Source organism: Dehalococcoidia bacterium, from assembly GCA_028711995.1.
Lineage (GTDB): Bacteria > Chloroflexota > Dehalococcoidia > SZUA-161 > SpSt-899 > JAQTRE01.
Genome location: JAQTRE010000169.1, coordinates 1 through 5,661, shown reverse-complemented (window position 1 = coordinate 5,661; position 5,661 = coordinate 1). Strand labels below are relative to the sequence as shown.

Genomic DNA, 5,661 nt, shown 5'->3' with positions numbered 1-5,661 from the left:
AGTCTCTTCCAATACAAGATGAGCCCGAAGGGCAGATCGATTTCTACCGCAAGATGAGCCTTAAAGGTTTTGAGCAGCTCGTTTATGATCGGGGCCATGCAGTTGATCATGGACGACAGACGTTTGCAGACAATCGAGCAAATCCGGCGATTTTTGGAGGGGAATAGTGAAGTAGAATTCGAACCGATCTTTGGGGAGGAGAAGTACGCGTGGATCGATTCGGTGTTGAGGCGATTCCGATATGGAGGGTTGGGACGAAGGGAGAAGGGGATTCTGCGAAAGTATCTGGGCAAGGTCACCGGGTATTCTCGCGCCCAGGTATCCCGGCTGATCGGCCAGTACCACCGGGACGGGGAACTGAAGCGAAAGGAATACCGCAGGCATCGGTTTGCGGGGAAGTATACGCGAACGGATATGGAACTGCTGGCGAAGACAGACGAATTTCATGATTATCTGAGCGGGCCAGCCACCAAGAAGATTCTGGAGCGGGAATGTCGGATATACGGACATCAGGAGTTTCGAAATCTCTCCGAGATATCGGTGGCCCATCTGTATAATCTGCGCCAGAAGAATACCCGTCTGGGATTGGGGAAGACATTCACCAAGACCAAACCGGCTGTCTCCCGGATCGGAGAACGAGCCAAACCCGACCCAAAGGGCATTCCGGGGCATATCCGGATTGATACGGTTCATCAGGGGGATTGGGAAGGACATAAGGGGCTGTATCACATCAATGTGGTAGACGAAATCACGCAGTGGGAGAATGTGGCTGCGGTGGAGCGGATATCGGAGGCTTATCTGGCACCTGTGCTTGAAGCGATGCTCGGGGAGTTTCCTTTTGTGATCCGGGGATTCCACTCCGACAACGGATCGGAATTCGTCAACAAGACCGTAAAGGCTATCCTCAACAGGCTTCTTATCCGCTTCACCAAATCCAGACCCAGACACAGTAACGACAATGGTCTGGTAGAGTCCAAGAACGGAGCGGTGATCCGCAAACACATAGGGTATGCTTACATTCCGCAGTACTATGCCCGGGAGTTCAATGCATATTATGAGGGCTTCCTGAACCCCTACCTTAACTTTCACCGGCCTTGTTTCTTCCCGGTGACCACAGTCGATCTCAAAGGCAAGATCAAAAGGAAATATCCGCTGGAGGAGGTGATGACCCCTTATGAGAAGCTGAAATCCTTGCCAGGGGCAGAAGAATGCCTGGTTCCGGGAGTAACCTTTGCCGCGCTTGATGCGATGGCCGCTCAAATGAGCGATAATGAATTTGCTGAAAGGATGGTGAAAGCACGGTCCGATCTCTTCGAGAAAATAGCCCGGCGTGAACAACGAGCTGTCAGAATCTGAGGCTTATGGGGTTATCCACATGTCCACACTGTTCACAAAGAAAGAAACGATTATTATGACCCTTTGAGGCTCATTTTTGTATTAGAAAAGACTTATGCTTTGTGCGACCAAAATACGTCCGACATGACTTCCTATTATATGTTTTTGGGGGTTTCTCTCCTTGGATTACGATGTGGACTTCCTACCCACAGAATATTCTCCAACTCAAACAGCCTGAAGTTAAACACTTGAGGCTTGTATCCACCATAAACAGAAGTTCTATTAACCAGGCGAGGCTGTGTTAGGAAACGGACCTTTGGCCGAGGCGCTAATCAATCGCCAAAGCAGATACCCACAGAGCGGGCAGCCTCCAGTAGGGGATCGTCCAAAGGTATTGTTCTCTGACCTTTGGCTACCTCTTCCAGAGGGACTTCGACGAGCGAGTTCCCTCTGACTCCCACCATATAGCCGAATTGCTTGTTCATGGCCATATCAATTGCCTTGGTACCCAGCCTTGTCGCCAATACCCGGTCGAATGGCGTCGGAGACCCCCCTCTTTGCAGATGACCCATTACCACAGTACGCGCTTCAATCCCCGTCAACTTCTCGATTTGAGATCCCAGCACAAAACCAATGCCTCCCAGGCGGATCGGGTCGTGACTCTCTTGAATGACTTTCTGAACCACGACCTCTCCACCCTCCGGTTTCGCCCCTTCGGCAACCACAATTATGGTGAATCGCTTTCCTATCCTATTGCGTTCCTTCACTTTCTCCACGATGATGTCCATATCATACAGAATTTCGGGAAGCAGTATGATATCTCCTCCACCCGCAACGCCAGCATGAAGGGCAATCCAGCCCGCGTTACGCCCCATGACCTCCACAATCATAACCCGGTGATGCGATTGCGCAGTCGTGTGCACTCTATCGATGCCTTCTGTGGCAATGTGCACTGCCGAATCGAAGCCAAAAGTGATGTCGGTTCCTCTAAGGTCATTGTCTATGGTCTTCGGCACACCAACAACGGGGACGCCGTCTCCAAAAAGTCTGTTGGCTATGCTTAGCGTACCATCCCCTCCTATGCATACAAGGCAGTCTACTTCCAGTTTCCTTATGTTGGCAATCGCCATTGGGGATAAGTCTTCAAATTCCAGCCTTTCGCCCTTTCGCACGGCATACCGGTACGGGTTTGATTTGTTTGAGGTGCCAAGTATGGTGCCGCCAAGTGTAATAATCCCGGAAACGTCCTCGTATTGGAGCATTTGATGGTGATTGTGGATCAGCCCCTCATATCCGTCTTTGATACCTACAGCTTCCATCCCGTATTCCAGAATAGCCTTCTTGGCAACAGCCCGGATAACAGCATTTATTCCCGGACAGTCTCCTCCCCCAGTAATAATAGCGATTCTATGACTCTTTCCCATATCTAGCCTCCTCATCAAAACAGCAGAAGGGAAATCGTGATCTATCTCTGCTCCCACCAGCATACTGTCTCTAGAATATACACCAATACACCGGGTCAGTCCAACAGGCCCACCGATGCCAAAGATCGGATACTTGGCCATGTCTTGCGAGCACATGAGATACTGCCAGGGATTGTTGTCCCGAGATTAACGAGATTCTAAAATGTGAGGCCGGAGTTACAGCATATACTTGCTGCCCAGGAAGGTTCCTGTGTTAGAATAGCCCTGGAAGCCATCCGTGAAGCTTCTGCGATAGAGGTAGCGGGGAGCACAACCGAAGAAAACCCAATCTCAGTCGTGGTGAAGGAGAAGACCAGCATGAAGGCTGTGGGAATCGACCTTGCGGGGGTAGAACGCCGCCCAACAGGGATGTGTATCATGGATGAAAATCTCTGCGCCGATGTCTCGCTGCTCTACACCGATGACGAAATTCTGCGCCACACGATTGAATCCAAACCAGATGTAGTGGCCATCGATGCTCCACTAGCCCTACCCCACGGAAGAAAGTCCTTGACAGAGAGGACCACCCCTCACCTGAGGGAATGCGATAGAGAACTGCTCCGGATGGGCATCAAGGTCTTTCCTCTGACTCTCGGCCCTATGCGGTTGCTGACAGAGCGGGGCATGCGACTCAAAGTGCTGCTGGAGGAAAAGGGCCTGACAGTCATCGAGACTTACCCCGGTGGTTCGCAGGACATCCTCGGCATACCCAGGAAGAAAAAGGGGCTAGAGAAGCTCACCGAGGGCTTGTCTCTGTCGGGAATCGAAGGGCTCGGCAGCAGCAGAACGGGTGACGAGCTCGACGCAGTAACTTGCGCCCTCGTAGGTATCATGTACTTGAAGGGAGAGTACCGTGCCATAGGAGACCCCAACGAGATATTGATGATACTCCCTCAATAGCGGAGGGAGTCCGAAATACCGACGTATTCCTCCAGAATGCGCCATCGAACATTTTTTTGAAAACGGGGCGATTGGAGACAGGTAGTACTGGTAGAGAACGTCAGCGATTGTGGCACCCAAAAAGGAGCGAAGATGAGCCAATCGACACCAGATCAGCAGACTGATACATTGCTCAAACTTCAGGATGTCTCCCGCGTCTATCAGATGGGACAGGTTAAAGTGAGGGCCGTAACCGATCTCACGCTTGAAATCAAGCGGGGCGAACTCATCGTCATCCTGGGGCCGAGCGGATCTGGGAAGACGACTCTGCTGAATCTGATCGGGGGAATCGATTCACCGACTTCAGGTAGAATCTTCTATGACGGCAAGGACATCACGGCGCTGGATGAAAAAGGCCTGACCCATTACCGCCGGGAGAACATCGGCTTCATCTTCCAGTTTTTCAACCTTATCCCATCACTCACCGCCAAAGAAAATGTGGAATTCGCCGCCGAACTGGTCAAGGCGCCGAGGAACCCCCTGGAGATGCTGGCTATCGTCGGCCTCGAGGATCGGGCCGATCACTATCCCAGCGAACTCTCCGGCGGAGAACAGCAACGGGTGGCCATTGCCCGGGCGCTGGTGAAGGACCCGCCGATCCTGATCGGGGATGAGCCCACCGGCGATCTGGACTATGACACCGGCAAGAACATCCTTGACGCCATGCGGCGCATCAACCGGGAACGGCTCAAGACCGTCCTGCTGGTGACCCACAACGCCGCCATCGGCGAAATGGCGGACCGTGTCATCCGTATGCGTAGCGGCCGGATCATCGAGATCATCCGGAACCCATCACCCATCGACCCGCAGGAACTCAAGTGGTGAGCACGCACAAGAGATGAAAATGCTGCAGCGTAAACTCTACCGGGATTTCAAAGCCTCCAAGGGATTGTTTGCCGCCGTTACGGTGATCATCCTGCTCGCTGTGGCCTTCTTCGGCTCCATGTTTATGGCCGCCCAGAATCTGAGCGACTCGTACGACTACTCGTATCAGAAATTGAGATTTGCCGATTTCACCCTCAAGGTGACACAGGATGCCCGGCAAGCCATCCCCCAACTGGAAGAGATCGAGGGAATTCTCTCGGTCACCGGCAGAATCAACGCAGATTTTGCCATGGGATTGCCCCAGAGCGCCAAATCGCAGAAGGTACAGGCACGCGTCATTTCCTTGCCCTCGGATGAATCCATCCGGGCCACCATGGTCAACGATGTTTACGTGGAAAAGGGCGGCTATTTCCCGGACAGCGATGGCAACTCCATCCTGGTGGAGAAAAACTTTGCCGATCATCACAGCCTGGAACCGGGGCAAACCCTCGTTCTGAGCGTGGCTGAAAGGGAAGTTCCCTTCACTATTGCCGGAATCGCCACCAGCCCGGAATACGTCTTCCCCGCCAAGAGCCGGCAGGAGATCATCGTTTCAGCGAACGTCTGGGGAGTGGTCTTTGTTTCCAACGCGGTGGGGACCGGTCTGCTCGATCAGCCGGTAAACGAGTTCTGTTTCCTCGTCAAAGATGGCTTTGACCGCCAGGCAGTCATGGCGCAAGCCCAGACGATTCTCAATCCCTATCAGATCATGGACATCGTGCCGCGGGAAGATCAGCCCAGCTACGACAGACTGCAGATGGACCTGGAACAATTCAACACCCTGGCCGAACTCTTCCCGCTGCTCTTTATCATCGTCGGGGCCATGGCCACCTACATCCTCCTGACCCGGATCGTCTACAATCAGCGCACCCAGATCGGATTGATGCGAGCGGTAGGATACTCCCGAGGACAGGTGATGCGCCACTACCTGGGGTTCGCTCTGATCATCGGCATCGGCGGCTCTGTGCTGGGAAGCATTCTTGGCTACTTCCTCTCCGAAGCCATCACCACCTGGTATGCCGGCATGATCAATCTGCCCTTCACCCGGATGACCGTTCAG

Annotated in this window: 5 protein-coding genes; 4 read left to right on the top strand and 1 reads right to left on the bottom strand. The window is 53.1% G+C overall.

From position 1 onward, the window contains the following. The first annotated feature begins 108 nt into the window (after window positions 1-108). A complete protein-coding gene (locus PHV74_14685) occupies window positions 109-1,356 on the top strand; it encodes an integrase (protein MDD5095603.1) in 1,248 nt (415 codons plus the stop codon). A 311-nt stretch (window positions 1,357-1,667) separates the two neighbouring features. On the opposite strand, the gene PHV74_14680 is transcribed toward PHV74_14685, so the two are convergent. Beyond that, window positions 1,668-2,759: an ATP-dependent 6-phosphofructokinase gene (locus PHV74_14680; protein ID MDD5095602.1), complete on the bottom strand. Its 1,092-nt coding sequence runs from the start codon at window positions 2,757-2,759 to the stop codon at window positions 1,668-1,670. A gap of 204 nt (window positions 2,760-2,963) precedes the next feature. Here PHV74_14680 and PHV74_14675 point away from each other — a divergent pair, with 204 nt between their 5' ends. From PHV74_14675 to PHV74_14665, 3 genes are all read left to right on the top strand, one after another. Next, a complete protein-coding gene (locus tag PHV74_14675) occupies window positions 2,964-3,698 on the top strand; it encodes a DUF429 domain-containing protein (GenBank protein ID MDD5095601.1) in 735 nt (244 codons plus the stop codon). Window positions 3,699-3,830: 132 nt separating this feature from the next. Next, window positions 3,831-4,562, top strand: a complete 732-nt coding sequence (locus PHV74_14670; GenBank protein MDD5095600.1) for an ABC transporter ATP-binding protein — start codon at window positions 3,831-3,833, stop codon at window positions 4,560-4,562. 19 nt (window positions 4,563-4,581) lie between these two features. Then, window positions 4,582-5,661 (top strand): FtsX-like permease family protein (locus PHV74_14665; protein MDD5095599.1); only part of this gene is annotated, 1,080 nt, incomplete at its 3' end.

What these genes read in the sequence shown, in the direction of transcription:
- PHV74_14685 (MDD5095603.1), top strand. Translation starts at nt 109, where the DNA reads ATGGACGACAGACGTTTGCAGACAATCGAGCAAATCCGGCGATTTTTG.
- PHV74_14680 (MDD5095602.1), bottom strand. Translation starts at nt 2,759, where the DNA reads ATGGGAAAGAGTCATAGAATCGCTATTATTACTGGGGGAGGAGACTGT.
- PHV74_14670 (MDD5095600.1), top strand. Translation starts at nt 3,831, where the DNA reads ATGAGCCAATCGACACCAGATCAGCAGACTGATACATTGCTCAAACTT.